At 59.0% G+C, this 23,018-nt stretch carries 20 protein-coding genes; 17 read left to right on the forward strand and 3 right to left on the reverse strand.

Annotated features, from left to right (window positions below; genetic code table 11):
- Nucleotides 1-359 precede the first annotated feature (359 nt).
- Nucleotides 360-1,766, reverse strand: a complete 1,407-nt coding sequence (gene glnA / locus AR456_RS19300) for a glutamate--ammonia ligase (RefSeq protein ID WP_021819231.1) — start codon at nt 1,764-1,766, stop codon at nt 360-362.
- A gap of 515 nt (nt 1,767-2,281) precedes the next feature.
- Between glnA and AR456_RS21390 the strand changes: the two genes are divergently transcribed.
- From AR456_RS21390 to AR456_RS19345, 8 genes are all read left to right on the forward strand, one after another.
- Complete coding sequence (locus AR456_RS21390; RefSeq protein WP_155829277.1) at nt 2,282-2,836, forward strand: glycosyltransferase family protein; 555 nt, start codon at nt 2,282-2,284, stop codon at nt 2,834-2,836.
- A 327-nt stretch (nt 2,837-3,163) separates the two neighbouring features.
- Nucleotides 3,164-4,990 carry a translational GTPase TypA gene (typA, locus tag AR456_RS19315; RefSeq protein ID WP_031207983.1) on the forward strand — a complete coding sequence of 609 codons (1,827 nt, stop codon included), beginning with the start codon at nt 3,164-3,166 and terminating at the stop codon, nt 4,988-4,990.
- A 154-nt stretch (nt 4,991-5,144) separates the two neighbouring features.
- Nucleotides 5,145-5,447 (forward strand): hypothetical protein, encoded by a 303-nt coding sequence (locus AR456_RS19320; RefSeq protein WP_021819235.1) that lies wholly within the window; start codon nt 5,145-5,147, stop codon nt 5,445-5,447.
- Nucleotides 5,448-5,779: 332 nt separating this feature from the next.
- Nucleotides 5,780-7,228, forward strand: coding sequence for a sodium-dependent transporter (locus AR456_RS19325; RefSeq protein WP_021819236.1), 1,449 nt, complete (start codon nt 5,780-5,782; stop codon nt 7,226-7,228).
- A 68-nt stretch (nt 7,229-7,296) separates the two neighbouring features.
- Nucleotides 7,297-8,067 carry an ABC transporter ATP-binding protein gene (locus AR456_RS19330; protein WP_021819237.1) on the forward strand — a complete coding sequence of 257 codons (771 nt, stop codon included), beginning with the start codon at nt 7,297-7,299 and terminating at the stop codon, nt 8,065-8,067.
- Between the two features lie 115 nt (nt 8,068-8,182).
- Nucleotides 8,183-8,887, forward strand: coding sequence for an ABC transporter ATP-binding protein (locus AR456_RS19335; RefSeq protein WP_021819238.1), 705 nt, complete (start codon nt 8,183-8,185; stop codon nt 8,885-8,887).
- A gap of 30 nt (nt 8,888-8,917) precedes the next feature.
- Nucleotides 8,918-9,922, forward strand: a complete 1,005-nt coding sequence (locus AR456_RS19340) for a branched-chain amino acid ABC transporter permease (protein ID WP_021819239.1) — start codon at nt 8,918-8,920, stop codon at nt 9,920-9,922.
- Nucleotides 9,922-11,235: a branched-chain amino acid ABC transporter permease gene (locus AR456_RS19345; RefSeq protein WP_021819240.1), complete on the forward strand. Its 1,314-nt coding sequence runs from the start codon at nt 9,922-9,924 to the stop codon at nt 11,233-11,235. The genes AR456_RS19340 and AR456_RS19345 overlap by 1 nt, the downstream gene beginning before the upstream one ends.
- 95 nt (nt 11,236-11,330) lie before the next feature.
- Here AR456_RS19345 and AR456_RS19350 read toward each other — a convergent pair whose 3' ends face one another.
- Entirely contained in the window at nt 11,331-12,545 is a 1,215-nt protein-coding gene (locus AR456_RS19350; RefSeq protein WP_035588575.1) for an ABC transporter substrate-binding protein, read from the reverse strand.
- A gap of 274 nt (nt 12,546-12,819) precedes the next feature.
- On the opposite strand from AR456_RS19350, the gene AR456_RS19355 reads away from it, so the two are divergent.
- From AR456_RS19355 to AR456_RS19365, 3 genes are all read left to right on the forward strand, one after another.
- Complete coding sequence (locus AR456_RS19355) at nt 12,820-13,587, forward strand: dienelactone hydrolase family protein (RefSeq protein ID WP_021819242.1); 768 nt, start codon at nt 12,820-12,822, stop codon at nt 13,585-13,587.
- A gap of 233 nt (nt 13,588-13,820) precedes the next feature.
- Nucleotides 13,821-15,080, forward strand: a complete 1,260-nt coding sequence (locus tag AR456_RS19360; protein WP_021819243.1) for a dicarboxylate/amino acid:cation symporter — start codon at nt 13,821-13,823, stop codon at nt 15,078-15,080.
- 173 nt (nt 15,081-15,253) lie between these two features.
- Nucleotides 15,254-16,300, forward strand: coding sequence for a C45 family autoproteolytic acyltransferase/hydolase (locus tag AR456_RS19365; protein ID WP_021819244.1), 1,047 nt, complete (start codon nt 15,254-15,256; stop codon nt 16,298-16,300).
- On the opposite strand, the gene AR456_RS19370 is transcribed toward AR456_RS19365, so the two are convergent.
- Nucleotides 16,280-16,579: a hypothetical protein gene (locus AR456_RS19370; RefSeq protein WP_021819245.1), complete on the reverse strand. Its 300-nt coding sequence runs from the start codon at nt 16,577-16,579 to the stop codon at nt 16,280-16,282. The genes AR456_RS19365 and AR456_RS19370 overlap by 21 nt on opposite strands.
- A 351-nt stretch (nt 16,580-16,930) precedes the next feature.
- Here AR456_RS19370 and hemP point away from each other — a divergent pair, with 351 nt between their 5' ends.
- The 6 genes from hemP (at nt 16,931) to AR456_RS19400 (ending at nt 22,955) form a co-directional block, all read left to right on the forward strand.
- Nucleotides 16,931-17,134: a hemin uptake protein HemP gene (gene hemP / locus AR456_RS19375; RefSeq protein WP_236995522.1), complete on the forward strand. Its 204-nt coding sequence runs from the start codon at nt 16,931-16,933 to the stop codon at nt 17,132-17,134.
- 77 nt (nt 17,135-17,211) lie between these two features.
- Nucleotides 17,212-19,230, forward strand: a complete 2,019-nt coding sequence (locus AR456_RS19380) for a TonB-dependent hemoglobin/transferrin/lactoferrin family receptor (RefSeq protein ID WP_031207993.1) — start codon at nt 17,212-17,214, stop codon at nt 19,228-19,230.
- A gap of 11 nt (nt 19,231-19,241) precedes the next feature.
- On the forward strand, nt 19,242-20,285 hold the full coding sequence (locus AR456_RS19385) for a ChuX/HutX family heme-like substrate-binding protein (RefSeq protein WP_021819248.1): 1,044 nt from the start codon (nt 19,242-19,244) through the stop codon (nt 20,283-20,285).
- A complete protein-coding gene (locus AR456_RS19390) occupies nt 20,282-21,178 on the forward strand; it encodes a heme/hemin ABC transporter substrate-binding protein (protein WP_021819249.1) in 897 nt (298 codons plus the stop codon). Before AR456_RS19385 ends, AR456_RS19390 begins: the two co-directional genes overlap by 4 nt.
- A complete protein-coding gene (locus AR456_RS19395; protein WP_021819250.1) occupies nt 21,175-22,212 on the forward strand; it encodes a FecCD family ABC transporter permease in 1,038 nt (345 codons plus the stop codon). Before AR456_RS19390 ends, AR456_RS19395 begins: the two co-directional genes overlap by 4 nt.
- Nucleotides 22,206-22,955 (forward strand): ATP-binding cassette domain-containing protein, encoded by a 750-nt coding sequence (locus tag AR456_RS19400; protein WP_021819251.1) that lies wholly within the window; start codon nt 22,206-22,208, stop codon nt 22,953-22,955. Before AR456_RS19395 ends, AR456_RS19400 begins: the two co-directional genes overlap by 7 nt.
- Nucleotides 22,956-23,018: the final 63 nt, after the last annotated feature.

Here is a 23,018-nt window from a genome sequence, read left to right on the forward strand (position 1 = left end):
CCAGGCGCATCAACACCCCAGACAAGCGCCCTGACCTTCTCTACGGCAGAACACCAGCACGGCGTACAGAGCGTTATACGCACCATCTTAGTGCACTCATATGGTGCAGCGCGAGAGCCACCGTACTGCTCTGGGGCAACAGAACTGTACCTCAGGAGCTGGACCACGCTGACACGGCACCAGTGTCGAGCACCCGTGCTGATACTGGTGACGATCGGCAATGGTCGCGAACACCAGTCGCCAACCCCCTGTCGCTAACCCCTGTCGCTAGCCTCAAACGCAAACCGGCCCCGCCTATCTGGCGGGGCCGGTTTGCAGGACTGTTGCCGCAGAGCGCTCCCTAAAGGAGCGCAAACGGATCAGCAGCTGTAGTACATATCGAACTCGATCGGGTGAGTCGCCATGCGAATACGCTCGACATCCTCGAACTTGAGTTCGATGTAGGCATCGATCATATCGTCGGTGAACACACCACCTTCGGTCAGGAAGGCACGATCCGCATCCAGCGCCGCCAGAGCCTGGTCCAGGCTCTCGGCCACGGTCGGCACGGCCTTGCCTTCTTCCGGAGGCAGGTCATACAGATTCTTGTCCATGGCATCGCCGGGATGAATCTTGTTCTTGATGCCGTCGATACCCGCCATCAGCAGCGCCGCGAAACACAGGTAAGGGTTGGCAGTCGGGTCCGGGAAACGGGCTTCAACACGCTTGGCCTTGGGGCTGGAGGTATACGGAATACGGATGGAGGCAGAGCGGTTACGGGCACTGTAGGCCAGCATAACCGGTGCTTCGAAGCCCGGCACCAGACGCTTGTAGGAGTTGGTCGAGGCATTGGTGAAGGCGTTCAGGGCACGAGCGTGCTTGATCACACCACCGATGTAGTACAGCGCCATGTCCGACAGGCCGGCATACTGGTCGCCAGCGAACTGGTTGACACCATCCTTCCAGAACGACTGGTGGACATGCATGCCACTACCATTATCGCCAACCAGCGGCTTGGGCATGAAAGTCGCGGTCTTGCCATAGGCGTGGGCCACGTTATGCACGACGTACTTCAGGGCCTGAACCTCGTCGGCCTTCTTGACCAGAGTGTTGAAGGCAACACCGATCTCATTCTGCCCCGCGTTGCCCACCTCATGGTGGTGCACTTCGACCTTCTGGCCAACGGCCTCGAGGGTATTACACATCGCGCCACGCATATCGTGGAAGCTGTCGACCGGCGGAACCGGGAAGTAGCCACCCTTGACGCGCGGACGGTGCGCGAGGTTACCACCTTCGATGGTACGGTCGGTCGCCCAGGCACCTTCCTCGGACGAAATCTTGTACATCGCGCCTTCAACGTCGGACTTCCAGTGCACTTCATCAAAGATGAAGAATTCAGGCTCTGGACCAAAGAAGGCGGTATCGCCCAGACCAGCGGACTGCAGGAAGGCCTCGGCACGCTTGGCAATGGAGCGCGGATCACGCTCATAGCCCTGCATGGTCGCTGGCTCGATGATGTCACAGACCAGCACGACGGTGGAATCTTCGGTGAACGGATCCAGGTAAGCAGTACCGTCTTCCGGGCGCAGGATCATGTCGGATTCGTTGATGCCCTTCCAACCGGAAATCGACGAGCCATCGAACATCTGGCCATTCTCGAAAAACTCCTCATCCACGTCACGAGCGGGGATGGTGACATGGTGCTCTTTACCGCGAGTATCTGTGAAGCGCAGATCAACCCACTTCACATCATGTTCTTCAATCAGGGCAAGCGTCTTATCTGACATGTGGTCCTCCACGTTGAACTTGTGTCGTAACTCGAGTCTTGCGACGAATCGGCAATAACATGTCACCGACTCCAGAGTAGGGATATTCCCTGCTTCTTTCGGGGTACTGGAACTGTTGTAGCACGCCCCCGGGCGACTGCCCACGGCGACATGCGCGACACGATGACACTGACAGTCATAATGCAGGCACCATGCCAAGTCTGCACCATCGTGAAGACAATAATCAGCAATTCGATGATTTTCATGAAAAAATTACTATGGCCAAAATTGCTCCACAATGGTTCATATGGCAGATAGGTCCAATTTACGGTGTCGAACACCCGACAATCTGCACCAATATAGTGCCTCGCCCCCTATGTCGCACCAATGTAGTGCTATCGACACTTCCGCGTATTCCGAATGTAAACTATCTCTTGTCGTGCTCTCGACTGGCACCAAACGCAACACAAGGATACACTTCATTACGTAACATCCGATCATCCCGGTGGCCGACCCGGCCAGCTCGGAGCGTCATCTTGAAAACAAGCCTGATCATCGATGCGAGGTCCACGGGAAGTGCGCTTTCCTCGATACTCGCCAGTATTACCCGCCTTTCTTCTGACCATGGCAGAAGCGAGATACTGCTGGTAGACGATGGCGTTCTTGATCAGCACAATCATGACCTGATCGGCAGCGACGTCCGAGTTGTTCGCTGCCGACACACGACACTTGGCCAACGCCTGAATATGGGCGCGTCCCATAGTCAAGGACATATGCTCGGCTTCTGCCAGAATACCCTTGATTCCTGCTGGGTAGCGCGGATGCTGGCTGCAGCAGAGGAACGCGCCGATCTTGCTGAGTGCATGAACTCGATCAACGGCAATCCATTGATCGAAATGCACCCACTACAACGCCGACTGGCCAACTGGCTACGCTGGCACTCTCACCACTCAGCCCGGGCACTGGGGGTAGAGCGAACCTGGTTTGACCGCCTGGGTGGCTTCGACCCGAAGCTGGAAGATGACGCCATGGAGGATCTCGCCATGCGCCTGAAGGCGTGCCGAGCCAATATCGTTACCCAAGGCATATAGCCGAACAGAAAGAATGAACTGACAAGTGGAAAGAAAGAACTGCAGAAAAAACTGCAAGCACCTGCAGATGGCGCTCAAACTCGATACCATGTGACGCTGATTGGTCCGCCCTCACACTTCCCCATATTGACAGAAACGGATGCCTTCGCTACTCGAAGGAGCCAAAAAGCGACCATTCGCGACATTTATCGCGTTTTCAGTTTCCATGTAGTCCGCTGAATCCATTGATAGTTCTGGATTCCCGCAAAAATGAGCCACTATAGAACTGGTAGCCGTAACGGCCCAGGCACTATAATGCTGCCCCAATTTTCCCAGCAGGATCGCGTCGTGATCGAGAATCTTCGCAACATAGCCATCATCGCTCACGTCGACCACGGCAAAACTACCCTGGTCGACAAGCTGCTCAGTCAGTCCGGCACCCTCGACCGCAAGGCCGAAGGTCAAGAGCGGATCATGGACTCCAATGACCAGGAAAAGGAACGTGGCATCACCATCCTGGCCAAGAACACCGCGATCCGCTGGAGCTCTCCTGACGGTCAGGACTACCACATCAATATCGTCGACACCCCCGGGCACGCCGACTTCGGTGGTGAGGTCGAGCGTGTGATGTCGATGGTCGACTCGGTTCTACTGTTGGTCGATGCCGTTGATGGTCCCATGCCGCAGACCCGTTTCGTCACTCAGAAGGCCTTCGACCAGGGCCTGCGCCCGATCGTGGTCGTCAACAAGATTGATCGCCCCGGCGCTCGCCCTGACTGGGTCATCGACCAGATTTTCGACCTGTTCGATAACCTCGGTGCTTCCGATGAGCAGCTCGATTTTCCGATCATCTACTGCTCTGCCCTCAATGGCATCGCTGGTCCCGAGCCTGATCAACTGGCCGAGGACATGTCTCCGATGTTCCAGTCGATCGTCGATATCGTCGAGCCGCCGAAGGTTGAGCTCGATGGCCCGCTGCAGATGCAGATCTCGGCACTGGACTACTCCAGCTATGTCGGCGTTATCGGTCTTGGCCGCATCTCTCGCGGCGCCATGTCGACCAACCAGCAGGTCGTGGTCGTCAACAAGGAAGGCCAGTCTCGCCGTGGCAAGATTGGTCAGGTCATGACCCATATGGGGCTCGAGCGGGTTCCGACCCAGCAGGCCACTGCAGGGGATATCGTCTGCATCACGGGTATTGATGATCTGGCCATCTCGGACACCATCTGTGACCCTGCCGCCGTCGAAGCCCTACCGCCGTTGACTGTCGATGAGCCGACCGTGTCCATGACCTTCCAGGTCAATGACTCTCCCTTCGCCGGCAAGGATGGCAAGTTCGTCACCAGCCGCAATATCAAGGACCGTCTCGATCAGGAGCTGATCCACAACGTTGCACTGCGCGTTGAGCAAGGCGATTCACCGGAGAAGTTCATTGTCTCGGGACGTGGTGAGCTTCACCTCTCGGTATTGATCGAAGGCATGCGTCGTGAAGGCTTCGAGTTGGCCGTTGGCCGCCCTGAAGTCATCATCCGTGAAATCGACGGTCAGAAGCAGGAGCCGTACGAAGAAGTCATCATCGACTGCGAGGAGCAGCACCAAGGCTCGATCATGGAAGAGCTCGGCTACCGCAAGGGTGAGCTCAAGAACATGAACCCGGATGGCAAGGGACGCGTGCGTCTCGACTTCATCATCCCGGCACGCGGTCTGATCGGCTTCCGTGGTCAGTTCCTGACCCTGACATCCGGTACCGGCATCCTTACCAGCCGCTTTGTTCACTATGGCGCCCTGCGTCCCGAGGCATCCATCGAGCGTCGCAACGGAGTGCTGGTGTCCATGGTTCCCGGCAAGGCCCTGGCCTATGCACTGTATGCCCTGCAGGAGCGTGGCAAGCTGATCATCGATCACGGCACCGAGGTCTACGAAGGCATGCTGGTTGGCATCAACAACCGTGCCAACGATATGGTCGTCAATCCGACCAAGGGCAAGAAGCTGGATAACATGCGCGCCTCTGGTAACGATGAAAACATCGTGCTCACGCCGCCGGTCCGCTTCACCCTTGAGCAGGCCATCGAGTTCCTTGATGATGACGAACTGGTCGAGATCACTCCCAACCATATCCGTCTGCGCAAGAAGTTCCTGACCGAGAACGAACGCAAGCGCGCCGGCAAGAAGTAACGCCTCGCTCCCGTCCAGCGTTCCGGTTGCGTTGGACGGGAAGTCTCGTGGGAAGGATGCACGATGCACAGCAACACGTGTGGCTTGGGGCTATGCTTATGACATACTTGGTCATTGACCGAGCCTGATCATTGAAAAACAAGGAGCATCCTGCATGCACAAGCATGTCGAATGGGACGACCCAGGCGCAGACAGCGTCGAGAAGTACTTCGCTGACAAGCCCGACGAGTATCCGACTGCACATATCGGCAGCATCATTGCTGGCCGTTATCACGGCTACTCCGTACGTGTCCGCGTCGAAGCCCGTGTCGAGGATGTCAGTATCGGCAATGTCGTAGCATTGATTTCGGTACGCACTGGCGAGCGTACCAAGAATACCGGAGAGCTGGGCATCGGTGATACGGTGCGTCTCCCTGACAACCTGCGGGCACTTGCTCCTCACGTCGCCGGCAAATAATCCCCTCCGCCCTATCTCGAATCACTGGCCACCCCCTGTGGCCGGTGATCCAGTTGTGCTCTTTCCATGCAGACCTGAGCCGTCTTCACTCAGCCCTGGGGTGCCAGCACCATGCCGGACACCCCGCCCGGCTCTCCCCTCTCGAAAAATCCGACGTCATCACAGCCAATACCACCAGCCCCCTCCGCCAACGAGGGCTTAACGCTCCACGACTAGCCATATAGCGTGCAGTTGTCGCAAAGTGGGGGCATCCGAGTATTGTACCCGGACAATTGGCGAGCCAGACTCAAACAAGAAGGACTGGCACGTTTATCACGCCAACGGACCCAGCAATGAGTACCGATAACGTCTGGACGCACAAGGGCACCTTTCTGCTCGCTGCCGTGGGATCGGCGGTAGGGCTGGGTAACCTATGGCGCTTCCCGTATCTGGTTGGCGAACATGGCGGCGGAGCCTTCATCGCGGTCTATCTCATCTGTATCCTGACCATCGGCACCCCGATTCTGATCGCCGAAATACTGCTTGGGCGCAGCAGTCGGCGAAGTCCGATCATGGGTATGCGCTTTCTGACACGCTGCCACGGTACTTCACGTGGCTGGGAGTCGATTGGCTGGCTGAGTGCCTTTTCAGCGATTCTGGTACTGAGCTTCTACTCAGTGATCAGCGGCTGGGCACTGCATTACCTGGCTGAAATGCTCACAGGCACTCTACGCAACAGTACCAGTACCAGCCTGCAACGGGACTTTGCAGCGCTACTCACCTCTCCGGCTCTACTGACGCTGTATCACACCCTGTTCATCGCCGGTTGCGCGCTTATCGTGGCGCGAGGCATTCACCGGGGCCTGGAAAACGCTCTTCGATTGGTGATGCCACTGCTGTTGGTCATCCTGCTGCTGATTCTGTTCTACGCCAATTCGGTCGGAGACATGTCTGCCGCAGCGCAGTTCATGCTGTCCTTCAACTTCGACCAGTTGAGCCTGACAGGCTGGCTGGAAGCCCTGGGTCAGTCCTTCTTCACCCTGAGCCTCGGTATGGGCGCGATCATGGCCTATGGCGCGTACATGTCCAGCGAGTCATCACTGACGGTGACCGCGCTCAGTATCGCTCTGATCGACACCCTCATCGCGATACTCGCCGGTCTGGCCATCTTCGCGCTGGTGTTCGGAGCAGGCCTGCCCCCTGACGCAGGCCCGGGACTGATGTTCATCTCGCTGCCACTGGCCTTCTCCGCCATGCCTTATGGTGCTCTGCTCGGCAGCCTGTTCTTCGTACTGGTGCTGGGGGCTGCCGCCAGTTCCGCAGTGTCGCTTATCGAGCCGGTCGCTGCCTGGCTGGTCGAACGTTTCGAGCTGGCCCGACCTCTCGCTACCGGCCTGGTGGTGACACTGGCCTGGTTACTGGGGCTGGCCACGGTGTTCAGCTTCAATCTGTGGAAAACCGATAGCCTCTTCCACCAGTGGTTCGGCTCTTCCGCATTCCACGTCTTCGAAATGACCAGTCATGTCACGCTGCCGCTATGTGGGCTACTGACAGCCCTGTTCGCCGGCTGGGCACTAACCCCAACCGAATCGACCAGGGAGATGCATACTCATTCGCACTGGTTGCGCCTGTGGCGACTACTGATCCGCTTCGTCGCCCCCACCGGTGTAGCTTTCGTATTTCTGCGGGCGCTGCCATGGATTGAGGGTTATCTGTTGCCGACATTGGGAGCGATAATCATCGTCGGAGCCTTTGCCGCAAGCCGTATTCTTGCCAGTCCCAGGGGAGCGAGTGGAACATGAATTGACCAACTGATCGGCACCTGGGCACTCACACAACCAACAACAATATTTCAGGACTGATGGACGCTATGACTCCCATAATCGATGTGCGTCATGTCAACAAGGCCTTCGGTGGCCTGCATGTCATCAACGACTGTTCGATTCAGGTCGAACAAGGCTCGGTTACCGGGTTGATCGGCCCCAATGGTGCAGGCAAGTCGACGCTGTTCAATATCATCGCTGGTTCACTGCCACTCGATAGCGGTCAGGTGCTGCTGGACGGTGAGGACATTACCAACCGTCCGGCCAACGAGCTTTTCCACAAGGGCCTGTTACGCACCTTCCAGATCGCTCATGAATTCTCGAACCTGACGGCGCTGGAAAACCTGATGATGGTCCCGCCGAACCAGGCGGGCGAATCGCTCAAGAGTGTCTGGCTTGCGCCACATCGTGTGCGCGAACAGGAAAGCGAGATCAAGCAGCGCGCGCTGGAAGTGATCGAGTTCATCGGTCTCAATCATGTACGTAATGAGTTGGCGGGAAACCTCTCGGGTGGCCAGAAGAAGCTCCTCGAACTGGGCCGAACCATGATGACCGATGCACGTGTGGTACTACTCGATGAGATCGCCGCGGGGGTCAATCGCACTCTGCTCGGCGACCTGGTGGGCAACATTGAGCGTCTTAACCGCGAGCTCGGCTACACCTTCCTGGTGATCGAACACGATATGGATATGATCGCCAGGCTCTGCGACCCGGTCATCGTATTGGCGCAGGGCTCGGTCATGGTTGAAGGTTCGATCGAGGAAATCCAGAACAACCCCGAAGTCATTGAGGCCTATTTCGGAGCCGGAGCCGCCTGAGCCAACCGGCTCCGTTCACAACAAATGACGACTAACGTCACAACAAGGCTAACGTCACAACAACAAGCGGAACCTACCCACGAGGGCGGTTCCCGATAACGCAGAGACAACAACCATGCCTCTACTTGATGCACAGGCCGTGCAAGGTGGCTATGGCGGCATGAACATCCTCAACGGGGTGGACATGACCATCGATGCCAACGAGATCGGCGTTATTGTCGGCCCCAACGGGGCGGGCAAGTCGACCATGCTCAAGGCCATCTTCGGCCTGCTACACGTCACACAAGGAACCATCCTCTTCCATGACCAACCCATCCATAACCTCGCGACCAACCGACTGGTCGAGCTGGGGATGGGCTTCGTCCCTCAGGAACACAATGTGTTCCCGAGCCTGACAGTGAAGGAAAACCTCGAGATGGGCGCCTTTCTCAAGGCATCCAATACTCGACGCATGCTGCAGAATATCTACGAGTTCTTTCCCCCACTTTACGAGAAGCGCCATCAGCCTGCTGGAGAGCTATCCGGCGGACAACGCCAGATGGTGGCGATGGGCCGCGCCTTGATGGCTGAACCGAAGCTACTGCTGCTCGACGAACCCACGGCCGGGTTGTCGCCCAAGTACATGCAGGAAATTTTCGACCGTGTGAAGCAAATCAATGCCACCGGCGTCGGGATCTTGATGGTGGAGCAGAATGCTCGCCAGGCGCTGGGCATCGCCGACAAGGGCTTTGTGCTTGCCGCAGGCCAGAACCGCTTCACCGATACCGGCCAGGCCCTGCTGGCAGATCCGGATGTCGCCCGCAGCTTCCTCGGCGGCTGATGCTGCCCTCCTCTGAGCGGAGATTTCGCCTTGAACGAGTTCGTCTTCTTCATCAACAACGTAGTGATCGCCGGCAGTGTCACCGGCTCGATCTATGCGATTGGCGCGGTGGGCATTACGCTGGTGTTCAGCATCATGCGTTTTGCCCATTTTGCCCACGCCGATATGATGACCTTTGGCGCCTTCATGGTGCTACTACTGACCACCATGTTCCCTGGTGCCGGGGCAGCGTTGGGGATCCCCACGGCGATTATCATGCTGCCACTGGCGATCATACTCACGGCCCTGTTGGCAGTAACCATCGACCGTATCTTCTATCGCCCACTGCGTGCTCATGGCGTCAAGCCGATAGTGATGGTGATTGGGTCGCTGGGAGTGACGTTGATTCTGCAGGGGCTGATTCGCCTGTTCGCCGGCACTGGAGGCCAGAGCCTGTACGTCGATGACCGCAAGGAGATCTTCCGCATCGCCGTGCCCATTGAAGGGGTGAGGATGCCAGTGGTAATCACTGAGCCTCAGCTCTATCTGTTTGCACTGACCATCCTCGCGGTTATCGGCCTGCACCTGTTTCTGTCGCGCTCCCGGCTGGGCAAGGCCATGCGCGCGATGTCCGATAACCCGGACCTGGCCCGCGCCTCCGGTATCAACACCAACATGATTGTTGCCGTCACCTGGATACTCGCGGGCGGCCTGGCCGCGATCGCCGGAACCCTGCTGGCCATGGATGTCACCTTCAAGCCGGACCTGAGCTTCCACATCCTGCTACCGATCTTTGCCGCTGCCATCGTCGGAGGCGTCGGCCAACCGTTTGGTGCCATCGCCGGAGGCTTTGTGGTCGGCTTCGCCGAAACGCTGGCGGTCTTCAACTGGAATGTGCTGCTGCGTCCCTTCCGCGACAGCATGCCGACATGGCTGGAACTGCCCAGCAATCTGGCGTTCGTCGGTACCGAATACAAGATCGTAGTGCCGTTCTTCATTCTCGTCGCCATCCTGGTGTGGCGTCCGACCGGTATCTTCAAGGGCAAGGTGATCTGATGAGCAACCAGAATCTTCACCGCCGCGAGGCAGTCAATGAGACGACCAGCACCTTCCCGTTCCGCGAGCTGATCATGCTGACCGCGGTGGCACTCGCCGTGGGAGCCGTCTTCCTGTTCATGGGGCCGGCCTACAGTACACGCATGATGGTAGAAGCCAGCTGCTACGCCATTCTTGCCCTCGGCCTGACCATTCAATGGGGCTATGGCGGCCAGTTCAATGCGGGTGTCATGGGCTTCGTGGCATTGGGTGGCTTTTCGGCAATGACTTTTACCGTGCCGGTCAATCAGGCCTTCTGGGATAGCGACCTGCCGGGACAACTGGGTATGGCTCTGCTGTGGATCATCATCGCCATCGCGGTGGTCATCGGCGCATCACGCCTGCATCGTATCGGCATTCCCAAACGCCTGCGGACCGTAATCACCGTGGTACTGGGCATCGTGCTGTACATGGTGGCCATCACCCACTTCCGTGAAGTGGCCGATCAGATCGAGAGTCAGGCTGGTTTCATCGGCGGCTTCGGGCTGCCGGTCTGGGTCGGCTGGGTCATCGGTGGCGCGCTGGCCGGAGGGGTCGGCTACTTCATCGGGCATATCTGTCTCGGGCTGCGTAGCGACTACCTCGCTATCGCCACCCTCGGTATTGCCGAGATCATCAAGGCCTTTCTCAAGAATGCCGACTGGCTGACGCGTGGTACTGCGACCGTATCCCCGCTTCCCTGGCCGGTCCCCGGCCCCGCCGAGTTGGGATTCACCCTGGCGAGGGCAGCCTACCTGTCCGTCACCGCGCTGATGATTGTGGCGTTCTTCATCCTACTGCAGCGCGCCCATAACTCCCCCTGGGGCAGGATGATTCGCGCCATTCGTGATAACGAAGTTTCGTCTGCGGCAATGGGCAAGAACATCAACCGCCGCCGTCTCGAGATCTTTGTGCTGGGCTGCATCCTGATCGGCATCGGCGGTGCCGCCCTCGGCAGCTTCAACAGCATCTTCGATCCTCAGGGCTTCCTGCCCCTCAACCATACCTTCCTGGTGCTGGTGATGGTGATTCTCGGCGGTCCCGGTAACAACTTCGGTACCATTCTCGGCGCCGTGGCGGTGTATATCATCTGGGTGATGTCCGAGCCGCTGGCCCTGTGGCTGATGGAGATCATGGCTAACGTCGGCCACAACAACTTCGGCTGGGAATTACCCAGTAACCTCGAAAGCCGCGCCCTCCAGGCCCGGGTACTGGTGATCGGGCTACTGATCACCATCGTGCTGCGTGTCGCACCCAAGGGATTGCTACCGGAGAAGGTCAAGCATCATGGTTGATGTGAAGCTACGAGCGACGAGCTGCACTGTGCAGCTCGTCGCTCGTGAGGTTGATGCCCAATCAGCCCCTTGCTGGGGCTGGCTGGGCTTGTCCATCAGGCATCAGGCTCGACAAAGCCCTTGACGGTAAAGGAGCCGTTCTCGATCACCATTTCCTCGACGACGCCGGGTACATCACCGCTCTCGTCGAAGTCCTGGGTCCCGGCAGCGCCTTCATAGTTGATGTCCTTGCCATCGGCGAGCAAGCCAATGGCCTTCTCCCATTCACCAGGCAAGATTACTTCACCCGGTGGTGACGACACGCTGCGCAGGGCTTCCGACACCCCCTCACGATCGGCGCTGCCGTTCTTCTGGATAGCCAACGCCAGCAGGAAGGCGGCATCGTATGCCTGAGGCGCAAACACCGCGCTGGGATCGTAACCGGCAGCCCTGGCCTGCTCGGCGTAAAGGTCAGTGCCTGGAAGGTCCGGGCTGCCTGGGCGTGTGGCGATCATTCCATCCAGCACATCAGCACCGATTGCCTCGACAATGCTGTCGCTGACCATGCCATCGGCGCCTACATACTGAGTGAAGACACCACTCTCGTAGGCCTGGCGCAGTACGGTCTGTCCAGAAGTGTCAGCGTAGGCCAGAACAACAAGAGTCGGAGCACCGGTGGCGGACAGCGTGCCCAGTTCACCACGGTAACTGGCGCGGTTTTCCTCGTGGGCGAGGTTTTCCAGTACCGAGCCACCACCATCTTCAAAGGCGGCGCTGAAGGCTTCGGAAAGCCCCTTTCCGTAGTCATTGTTGACGTAGGTGACCGCCACTTCCGTGATGTCCTTGTCGAGCAGCAACTTGGCCAGCATCTGCCCCTGATAGGCATCGGACGTCACCGTGCGGAAGACCAGATCGTTGTCGTCGAGCTCAGTCACTGCCGGCGCTGTCGAGGCCGGAGAAACCATGGTTACACCACCGGGAATACCGGCATTGTTGGCTGCCGCGATGGTTGCGCCGGTACAGAGCGCACCGACAATCGCCGTCACCTGCTCAGTGTTGACCATGCGATCGGCCGCGTTGGATGCCGCCGATGCATCGGCGCAGGTGGTATCACCCGTGGGCATCACCAGCTTCTGTCCATCGAGGATTCCGCCTTGCTCGTTGACCTGGGCAGCTGCCAACTCGGCACCATCGAAGATACCCGGCGTCATTGACTCGATACCGCCGGTAAAGCCACCAAGAAAGCCGATCTTCACATCGGCCTGTGCCATCGAACTGACTGCCAACGTCGTCGCCGCTACGGCAGTCACCAGTACGCGCTTTTTCATGATTGTTGGTCTCGCTCTGATTGTACTGAGTCTGAATGTTCTGAGACTGAATGTTCTGAGGTCGTTCTCTGCATGAGTTGTATGTTGCCTCACCCATTAATCTGGAAGGGGAGCGGATAAAACTCAAGTTGGCCCCGCCAACGTTCACATACGCCATCGGCGTGTTCGCGGCGTGTGCGGATTGCTTCCTATACTGCAGAGGATCATCTGTGCAGGAGCCAACAGCGGACCTGCGCAACACTCACGACCCCAGCATTCCCCGCGAAAGGAGGTCCTGATGCGTCCTGCACTCTGCACTGTCACCGCACTGGCAAGTGTTCTCTTTACCGCCAGTAGCCAGGCCGGCGAGAACGTTGACTACCGTGTCGCCGACGAGGATTTCACTGGCTACCTTGCAGCAGCCGAAGGCGAACCACGGGGCACGGTCCTGATCGTTCACGATTGGGATGGGCTGACCGGCTACGAACGTCAACGCGCCGACATGCTGGCTGCAGCAGGCTACGATGCCTTTGCCATCGACCTGTACGGTAGCGGCAATCGCCCAGTGGAAACCGCCGCGAGGAAGGCGGAAACGGCAGCACTCTACGAGGACCGAGAGCGAATGAGAGAGCTGACCCTGGCGGGTCTGGCACAGGCCAGAACCTCGGGAGTAGCCGAACCCACCGTGGTCATGGGCTACTGCTTCGGAGGGGCGGTAATACTCGAACTGGCCCGCTCGGGACTCGCGGACCAGGTAGTCGGCTACGCCACCTTTCATGGTGGACTCGATACCCCGGAGGGACAGAGCTATTCCAGTGGTACTCCCCCTATACTGATTGCCCACGGCGGAGCAGACAGTTCGATCGACATGGACCAGGTCGCTGCATTGTCCAAAGAGCTCGAAGCAGCCGAGGTACCCTATCAAATCGAAGTCTACTCCGGTGCACCTCATGCCTTTACGGTCTTCGGCAGCGACAGGTACCGCGAGCAAGCGGATCAGGCATCCTGGTCAGCCTTCCAGGACCTGCTCATGCAAACCCTTGGGCCAGCCGCACCAGAGGCCTGATCCTCACCGGTACCCCCTGAAATCGCATGCATCGGCCAGCCAGCTCGCGGAGAGAGATCCAAACGGCTCAAGCATGAAAGTTATTGATGGTCATTTTCTGTAGAATGCCCGCCGGCAAACTGCTCGAAGACAGCAAATGAGTCGCTCCAGCGGGGCACTCGTGCGCTTGCTGTCTTCGGTAGTTGGCATGACCTCCCGATCAATAACAGTTCCACCAATTCGGATCTTCCGCCATGACCCAAACTGCTCCTGATCAACGTCCCAACCTGTGGCGGCGTATCCCGCTTTGGCAAAAGATCCTCGTCGGCCTGGTTCTCGGTGTTATCACCGGTAGCGTGATGGGCGAGAACGCGAGCATCTTCAAACCTCTGGGTGATATCTTCATCAACGCCATCAAGATGCTGATCGTGCCGTTGGTGTTCTCTACACTGGTAGTGGGTATAACTGCCATGCGCGACCCACAGAAAATGGGCCGCATCGGTGCACGAACCATTGCGCTGTATCTGCTGACAACGGCTTTCGCGATTTCAATTGGCCTGCTGGCTTCCTGGCTGTTCCAGCCCGGTGTCGGCCTGGACATGACCTTCGAGCCCAATCCTGATGCCGGTCAGGAAGCCCCAAGCCTGGTCGAGATTCTGGTCGGACTGGTGCCGCAGAACCCGATCGACGCCCTGGCGACAGGCAACATTCTGCAGATCATCGTATTTGCCATCGGTCTCGGTATCTCGCTGACCCTGATTGGCGAAAAGGGCGAGCCGGTCGTGCGTGTGTTCGAGAGCTTTGCCGAAGCCATGGTCAAATTGACCAGTCTGGTGATGGCCATTGCTCCCTTCGGTGTCTTTGGCTTGATCGCCCACGTGGCCGGCAGCTACGGACCAGAAGTGTTGCTGCCGCTGGTCAAGGTCATCGGTGTCGCCTATCTGGCGAGTATCCTGCACGTCGTAGTGGTCTACTCGGGGTTCCTGGCCCTGCTCGGCCGTCTCAACCCCGTGCGCTACCTGCAGGGAATTCTCGACGCACTGGTCGTCGCCTATTCCTCGGCATCGTCATCCGGCACCCTGCCGGTCTCACTACGCTGCGCTACCCGCAACCTGGGGGTTTCCGAAGGTGTGGCTGGCTTCGTGCTGCCGGTTGGCGCGACCATCAATATGGACGGTACCGCCATCTACCAGGGCGTGGTTGCAGTATTCATCGCTCAGTTGATCGGTGTCGACCTGAGTCTCGCCGACTACGGCATGATCATTGTCACCGGAACACTGGCCTCGATCGGCACAGCAGGAGTGCCCGGAGCCGGCCTGGTAATGCTGTCCATCGTCATGGCGCAGATTGGTCTGCCACTGGAAGCTCTTGCCGTGGTTGCCGGTATCGACCGCATCCTCGATATGGCACGTACCAGCGTCAATGTTGCAGGTGATCTGATGGTGACCACCCTGGTCGGCAAGAGCGAAGGCGAGCTCGACGAGAAGATCTACAACTCCACACACAAGTCGTAGGCTTTGCGAACGCCACATTCTCGGTAGTGTCCTTCCTCTCTGAGGTTATATGCGCCAGCCTGACGGCTGGCGCATTGCGTTCCACAACGGCCCGCCACCAGGTGGACCGTAGAACTGCTACAGTGACAGTTAGCACCAACGCCGTTGGACGCTTCTGCATAGTGAGGGCCAGCATGCAACTTACCGAGCTTTCGGGCAGTCGTTTCGAGATCGGTCAAGGCCATGCCCGCCAGCACCGTCAGGCGATCATTGCCAGCATCGATGTCTATGACCGGTTGTTCCATGACATGGCCGGCCTGCGCTGGCACGAGGCGAGGCGCGATGCCGAGGCATTTCTGCCGATGATCGAAAAGCGCTTCCCGGAGATCATTGAGGAAATGAGTGGAATGGCTGAGGAAATCGGTGGCGACTTAAGCGATATCCTCACGCTCAACTGCCGCAGTGAAATCTCCCTGACCCGCGCCAGCGGAGGCTGCTCAGCACTATCACTGCTCAACCACGGCCATCAATGGCTGGCCCAGAACTGGGACTGGCGTGCCGACCAGGCCAATCACCTGGTGGCACTGCGCATCAGCGCTCCCGGAGTACCACGCCTGTTGACTATCGGCGAAGCCGGTATGGTAGGCAAGATAGGGCTCAATGAATGCGGGATCGGCGTTGCACTCAATGCCATTCGCTCCGCAACCTGTGGCGAGGGCCTCCCGATACATGTTGCTTTGCGCCGGATTCTGGAGTGCCGCAGCTTCGAGCAGGCCGAGGCAGTTGCCGAAGATGGCGTCTGCGCCCCTGCGCACTTCCTGATTGCCGATGGCGAAGGGCATGCGCAGGGCTATGAAGTCCATTCAGGCACGCCGGGCCGTATTCCGCCTCGTGATGACCTGATCACCCATACCAACCATCTCGTTAGTGATACAGCGACTCATTGGGTCGAGGATTTTCCCAAACCGGATTCCTGGGCACGTCAGGCACGACTGGATTCTCTCGCGGAAAGGCTGCGTGACGAGTGCGGAGAGGAGCTGGTGGCTGCTCGAGTATTCGAATTGCTCGGCGACCATACCGATGGCGAAGAGTCACTCTGCCGTCATTACAATGCTCAGCTACCTGCTGATGAGCAGATGGAAACTCTGTTCAGCGTGGTCATGGACCTCAGCGAGAAAACTCTCTGGCTTCGTCACGACAAACCCTGCCAGATGCATGATTCAATGCGCTTGCATCCTTGATTTACCCTTTCCTCGCCCTTGATTGGGTGGTTCCTGGCAAGTCAGTTCCGGATGGGGCATTTCACCCTTGAGATACTGCTCGGTAGTGAGCAGAAACAGGCGCCGAAACAGTTCGTGGATGGCTTCCTCACGTCGCAGGGCCAATATTTCCGGGTCATTCTCGGCATCCTCGGTCACCTTGGGGTACTCCCAGGCCATGCGCATTGACCCTGAAGATACGTCAAAGATTTCCAGCGTCGGATTGGCACCGTGCAAAGCGGTCTTGATGCGATAGGACATGACAACCTCCTGATGGCAGACCATGGGGACATCCCATATTGGGGTATTCCATCCAAGGGCATTCCGTCTCTAGAGCATTCCGTCTCTGGAGCATTCCATTGAATGACTGGAATCCCATAGAACAAATCAATGATAATCATTGTCATTTGCAATATGGTCGCATATCCCGATGATGTCAAGTTGTGGAAGTCATCGCTTCCGCTGACTACCCCAGGGAGGAGAGGCATTGTTGCGAGGATAAATGGTAGGTGTTATCTTTTGATAATACTTATCAATAACATTTCAAGCAAAGCGGCTTCATCCGAGCGTCGTCACTCGCCCTGGTTCAGCCGTGCTTGATGACATACGCAGATGGATCCTTCTCGCATGGTTACCTCTCCCGATACTCCTCAGCCTTCATCACAGCCCACCAATCACGGGCCACGCCCCAGGTGGCCGACGGTCATTTCGAGTAGCGAACTATTGGGTGATGATGATCAGCTCATCATCGAGCATAACGGCCAGCACTATCGACTGCGCCGCACACGGCAGAACAAACTGATCTTGACGCTCTGACCCTTCACTACCACCACATTTTCAGCCAGCCAGGGCGCCAGCCCAAGCCAGCCAGACAATAGCGGAAGCCAACAGCAATGAAACGCATGCTCCATACTGGCAACTGGCTGGCCCTGGCGCTCGGGTCCACTCTCGCCCCCACAGCCCTTGCCCAGAACGACTCTTCCCCTGACATGGCAGACAGTACCGCGCATAGCGATGTCGAAACCATGCTGGTTACCGAAACACGTCTGCCGGGTGATTTTCAGCGTGCCCCACTGATCATCGACGTCATTACTCGCGATGATCCAGCGCTGGCCACGGCTACACGCTGGGAAGATGTCATCTCCCAGCAACCCGGTGTTCACGTCAGCGGCAGCGGACGGCGCAATGGCCAGTTCGTGAGCATGCGAGGCTTCGACAACCAGGGGGTATTGATTCGCCTCGACGGTGTGCGTCAGGACATTACTACCGGACACCTCGGCAGCTTTTTCATCGACCCCGGGCTGCTCAAGGAAGTACAGATTGCGCGCGGCGCCTTGTCGAGCCTGTACGGCAGCAACGCCATGGGCGGCGTCATCAACCTGACCACCGTCGATGCGGAAGACCTGCTGGCACCCGGCGAGGACAGCGGGGCGCGTGTCTCGGTATCCGCCGCAACGGGCAACCACGAACTTGGTACCAATCTGAGCCTCTTCGGTCGTAGCGGAGAAGGTACCGGCAGTCTGGATGGTCTGGTATCACTGGGCTACAGCGAGTCCGGCGATATTCGCCGGGCCGGTGGGGAAGATGCCGAAGACGATGCGCAACTGGACAGTCTGCTGGCTAGGGGTGGTTGGCAGGTGGCCAATGACCACCGGCTGACAGCCAGTTGGCAACACTACCAGGAAGACAGCCGGCAGCCATCCAACCCTCAGCAGCTTACCGCCTCGGCCAGCAACCCTGAAGTTGACCGCGATGTCACCAGCGACAACGTCCAGATTGCTCACCACTGGACACCGGATGCGGAGACCTCGCTGCAGACTCGCCTGACACTGAGCCGCCAGGACATCGATGACAACGATTCACGAACCCTGACACGCTACGGGCTGCAGAGCGATGGTGTCACACGACTGGATCACGGTTGGCTCAGTCAGACGCTGGTATTCGGCTTCGAGGTCGAACAGGCCGAGCAGAACGCCAGTGCTGGTGCATCAGGCTTCCCCGATGCCGACATCGATACCAGCGCCGTCTATGTCGATGACACCCTGACCGTCGGCCGCTATCTGGCAGATGGCGGGGCCGGTGAGTTCGACCTTGGCCTGGGGCTGCGTTATGACAACTACCAGGCCTCCAATCAGGATGGCGACAACAGCAATCACGATGAGCTGTCACCGCGGCTACGCTTCGCCTGGCGGCCCACCTCAGACTTGATGCTCTACAGCGGGTACGCTGAAGCCTTCCGCGCACCAACGCTGACCGAGCTGTATACCACCGACCGTCACTTCGCAGGCTTCTGCGCCGGCCCATTCTTCTGTGTGCCGGACAACTTCTGGGTGCCCAACCCTGAGCTATCCCCGGAAACCAGCCATACCTGGGAAAGCGGTTTCAACTGGCAACTGGGCGAGCTCTCACTTCGCGGTAGCTACTTCGATACCCATGCGGATGACTTCATCGACACCGAAGTCGACATCCTTGCCGGCACCACTCAAGCGATCAACGTCTCCCGTGCTCACCTGTGGGGCTATGACCTGCGCCTTGGCTACCAGCCCAATGCACTGCCGGAACTGGATACTTTCGCGGCGCTGTCTGAGGTCTCCGGCCGCGACCGCGACAGTGGCGAGGAACTGGGCAGCCAGACACCCCTTGAAGCCACGCTAGGTGCCGATTGGCACTTTTCCGGTAACAACCTGAGCCTGGGTTGGCGCGGGCGATTCGCCCAATCTTTCGACGGTACCGAAGACGGTACTCAACTGCCTGGCTATGGCCTCAACGACCTGCAACTGGCATGGCAACCTGGTGCACAGCTTTCAACCTCCCTGCGTCTGGCCAATGCCGGCGACAAGGAGTGGTACCGCCCGGACGGCAGCCTCGGCGATGGCCGCAGCCTGCTGGCCAATATCAGCTACCAATGGTAGGAGGTCCAACCATGAGCGATGATCAGCGTAACGCCATCCTCGACGCCTTTCGCGCGCTGCGTGAATCCAGCCCTCGCACGCCTGCCATCACCCTTGCCGAGCGCCTGGGCGTCAGCGAAGGAACCCTGCAGGCCGCACGTCTGGGTGAGGATGTCACCACCCTACCCTATGCCCCACATACTCTAGCGGCGATGTTCCACAAACTGGGGCCCGTCAAGGCCCTGACACGCTCGAGCCTGGCCGTGCTGGAGCAAACAGGTATCTATCCGCGGGCCAGCGGTAGTGGCCATGCTGGTCTGCTGCTCGACCCCGGTGGCCTGGACTTGCGCCTGATCTACCGGCAGTGGCATTGGGCTTGCCTGATTCGGGATGAACTTCCCGAAGGTATCCGCTTCAGCGTGCAGATCTTTGATCGTAATGGGCGTGCGGTGCACAAGGCCTTCTGCCAATCTCCCGCTCACCACGATTACTGGCAGGCGATTGCAGATGAAGGCAGCGATGACGCGCCCTGCTTCGTGGGACTTGGCGAGCCGGCCGCCAGTGAGCCCCCATCCGTATCGCCCACCAGCCTCGGTGAGGAGTGGGCGAAGATGAGTGACGTGCACCAGTTCTTTGGTCTGCTGCACCGCCATCAACTGCGTCGACGCGATGCCAACGCGATGATGGAAGGACGCTTTACTCGCGCCCTGACCAGTAGTTGCGTAGAGCAGTTGCTGCATGATGCCGCCGCCACGGAGCAGAGTGTGATGATCTTTGTCGCGAGCCCCGGCTGTGTACAGATCCGTAGCGGAGTGATTCCGCAGCCGGAGCGCAAACGCGGTTGGCTCAATCTGTTCGCCGCAGACGCGACTCTTCACCTCGACGACACCGCCATCGCCGAAGTCTGGGAGGTCTTCAAGCCCAACCGTGATGGCGGCGTCACCAGCCTTGAAGCCTTCGATGCCACCGGCGAATTGGTCCTGCAGTTATATGGGGAGCGCCGCGAAGGTCAGCAGGAAGCTGCAGGCTGGCGCCGTCTACTGCAAAGCCTTCAGCAGCGAGGCTCTGCAGCATGATGAGCATCGGCAACGCCTGGGGCGTCTGCATGGTCAAGGCCCAGCGCATTCTTCCAGCGGTCATGGTGGCAATGATGGCCAGCGGATTCAGTCACTCCAGCGATGCCTCTACACGCACCCTGGTACTGGGCCCGGACGTCGCCGAGATCGTCGCGGCGCTCGGCGAGAGTGATAGCGTGATCGGGCGCGATGATACCGTCGATTGGCCCACTGAGCTGGCCGAGTTGCCATCCCTTGGCTATCTACGCCAACTGTCCGGCGAGAGTGTGCTGAGCTTGTCGCCTCAGCGAGTGATTGCCGCCCATGCCGCTGGCCCTCGAGAGGTTCTGGCATTGATCGAAGCCAGTGGCATCGAGTTGATTCACTTCGACGAGGCCTCCCACCTGGACAACCTCGACGAGCGCATTGCGACCATTGCCAAGGCATACGACAAGCCGCTCGAGGGCCAGATGCTGATTGATGAGATGGACGCCAGACACCAACGGGCCGCCTCCCTGCCACCACTGAGCGACCTACGCGTCATGTTCATTCTCCACCATGGCAGCACCACCCCGATGGTCGCCGGTCGCGGCACCCTGGCACAGCAACTCATCGAGATGCTGGGAGCGACCAACGCCTTTGCCGAGATGCAGGGCTATCGTCCGATATCTGCTGAAGGGCTGGTGCCAGCAGCACCCGATGTGGTGGTCCTGCCTGAAGCAGGCCTCACAGCACTGGGAGGTCCCGACAGACTCTGGCAGCTCCCCGGCCTGGCACTGACACCGGCCGGCAAGGCTCATCACTACGTAACCATCGACAGTAGCGCACTACTCGGCATGGGGCTGCGTACCGCCGATGCATTGGTGGAGTTGCATGGCGAGCTGGCCGCGCTGAATGACGACGACTCTCCATGAACATATCTGCCCTTGCGCGCCATGAGCGCCCTTCCAGCCGCCCCAACCAGCGCTCACGACGATTGTGGTGGCTGATGCTACTGTTGGTGCTGGCTCTGGTATGGGCGGCCTGTAGTGGTCCACTCGGCCTCAGCTGGCAGATGCTGCACAACAGTGAGGCCAACGGCAGTTGGCAGGTCTGGTGGCAATTGCGCGTACCGCGCCTATTGCTCGGACTAGGGGTAGGCATGCTGCTGGCGGGAACCGGTACCGCCATGCAGGGCCTGTTCCGCAATCCACTGGCTGACCCGACCTTGCTGGGCATGGCCAGTGGCGCCGGCTGCGCAGTAGCCTTGTGGATTGTCCTGCTGGATGGCAGTCACAGTGCACTGGGTTTGTACGGCCAATTCTTCGCCGGCTTCATCGGTGCTTTTCTGGTCGGTCTGCTGGTCTTCAGTCTCGGCAGTGCGCGCCAGGGCAGCGCGGCCCTGTTTACACTGCTGCTCGCTGGCCTGGCTATCAACACCCTTGCTGGCGCCGGTGGAGGACTATTGGCCTTCGTCGCCAACGATCAGCAATTGCGTCAACTCAGCCTGTGGGGCATGGGTAGCCTGGCCAATGCCCTGTGGCCAGCAGTCATCGGCCTGTGGCTCGCGACTCCCGTTGCCCTTGGCATACTGCTGCGTAGTCGCAACGATCTCGATCTACTGCAACTCGGGGATCTCACCGCGCATGCGGCAGGACTGGATATTCCACAACTTCGTCGTCGTGTGATCCTCGCCTGCGCTCTGGGAGTAGGAGTCAGCGTCGCGCTGGCCGGCATCATCGGCTTTATCGGTCTGTTGATACCCCACTGCCTACGACTATGGCTGGGCCCGGGGCACCGCCTGCTGATGCCGGCATCGATGCTTGGTGGCGCTCTCTTGCTGATCCTTGCCGATGGCCTGGCACGCATTCTGGCCTCACCGGCCGAGATACCGGTGGGACTCCTCACCAGCCTTATCGGTGGGCCCTATTTCCTGTGGTTGCTGCTGAGGGAGAGCCCACGATGCTGACTCTGGATACGGCAGGGTTCGACAGCATGCCCTGGCTGGCCCCCATCGATGATCAAGTCCGCCCCGGGGAGCTGTTGGCCATCGTCGGCCCCAATGGCGCCGGAAAGAGCACGCTACTGCGGCTGCTGAGCGGCTTCCAGACTCCTGATCAGGGACGAGTGATGCTGGACGGTCTGCAGTTAAGGCAATGGTCTGTGGCGAGTCTGGCGAAAAGGCGCGCGCTGGTCGCCCAACAGGAGCGTCCGGCCTTTGCCTGGCCTGTCAGAGAGCTGGTGGCACTGGGTGCCCAGTGTGGTGACGATGAAGTTGCTGACACCCTGCGCGAACTGGAGTTGGATCAACTGGCGTCACGCAGTGTACTGACCCTGTCCGGTGGCGAACTACAGCGAGTCATGATCGCCCGCGCCCTCTGTCAGCTGAAAAGCGCAGAGAAAGGAGCACGCTACCTGCTGCTTGATGAACCAACCAGCGCGCTCGACATCGGCCAACAACAGAACCTGATGCGCCTGCTCCATCGCCAAACCCGCCATTCCGAGCTGGCAGTGGTCTGCGTACTGCACGACCTCAACCTCGCTAGCCGCTTCGCCGACCGAGTGTGGTTGATGCATCAGGGCTACCGCATCGATGCGGGTCACCCCGGCGATGTGCTGCGTGCCGAGCTCCTGGCGCCGATCTATCGCGCCGAATTGGATGATATTGCCTGTGGCGACGGTGAAGGCGCACTGCTGGCGATTCGTCGCTAGCGTATCGATGGTATCCCCAGCACACCACAGAACCAGAAATATCAGCACTCGTGGAGATGGCCG

The sequence above is a fragment of the Halomonas huangheensis genome (genome assembly GCF_001431725.1).
Lineage (GTDB): Bacteria > Pseudomonadota > Gammaproteobacteria > Pseudomonadales > Halomonadaceae > Halomonas > Halomonas huangheensis.